Origin of the sequence: Rhodoplanes sp. SY1, assembly GCF_046000175.1 — a bacterium.
Lineage (GTDB): Bacteria > Pseudomonadota > Alphaproteobacteria > Rhizobiales > Xanthobacteraceae > Rhodoplanes.
The window spans coordinates 1-894 of the sequence record NZ_JBEOMB010000413.1 but is presented as its reverse complement, the minus strand read 5'-3'; the positions used below and the strand labels follow the sequence as shown (position 1 = coordinate 894).

Sequence of the window (894 nt, the reverse complement as noted above, 5' to 3'; positions counted from 1 at the left end):
ATTTCGCTTATATGCGGGAATGCTTGAGATCTATAAAACTGAAGGTCATTTGTCCCTGCTGCTAGCTGAACCGTCGCGACATCCACCCAACTTTGACATCGGAATTCCCAGCAGCCAGTTGGTTCGGAGAGCGCCGACTTTGATAATACGGACTTGTTAAGAGATATTTCGATTGGTCTCGATTGTGCCGCTGCATATCTTATTCGCAAGAGATACGATCCGGGCTGAAAAACCCTTATTTCGTAAGCAGCTCCATTGGGTCCATCTTTTATATTGGGATCATTTACTATAACATCTCCCCACATTCTGGTAGAAAGAAGCGCAGGCTGCACGTTAAGACTGCGTGTATACTTGTCGGATTTAAACGAAATTGTCTCGCCTGAGGGGGGGCGGCCTTTTCCGCCTTGATCAACTTCCCAACCCGGCGGGCGCGATGGTGGTTGAAATATTTGACCGGCGGCAGGGCCGGCGTAAGCTGCTGCAGCACAAAATAAGCAAACAAAAACAAAAGTGCATCTTGTAATCGAGTCAGGCATCTCAATCTCCAAAGTGGCGTTGCTGGCTCTGTTTGCACTCATAAAGCTAGCAATAGCGGCCTAAGGCTACATCGATTCGGAAGATTGACGAGTCTATTAAAAATATCATAGGTGCAATGTCGTGTCATCTGAGTAGGAGTCGCTACTCGAAGTCAGTGCTATCGCACGCTTAGGGTCAAGTTAGCATCAGGCCAGGCACGATCGAGCACAATTCGCGATTGGTCATTTATGTTCGTCCTCGCCCATCTCACCGACCCGCTTATCGCGGGCGCTGCGGCGGCCGAGCGTTTCGCGAGCTCGCCTCTAAGCGGGTGCTGGGCTGGCTGAACTGGCGGCGCAACCGGCGGCGCCACCACCG

The 894-nt window shown here is 51.2% G+C and carries 1 protein-coding gene; it reads right to left on the bottom strand.

What is annotated here, in order from left to right; translation table 11 throughout:
• Window positions 1-536 (bottom strand): hypothetical protein (locus ABTU92_RS30035; RefSeq protein ID WP_408095191.1); only part of this gene is annotated, 536 nt, incomplete at its 3' end.
• Window positions 537-894 lie beyond the last annotated feature (358 nt).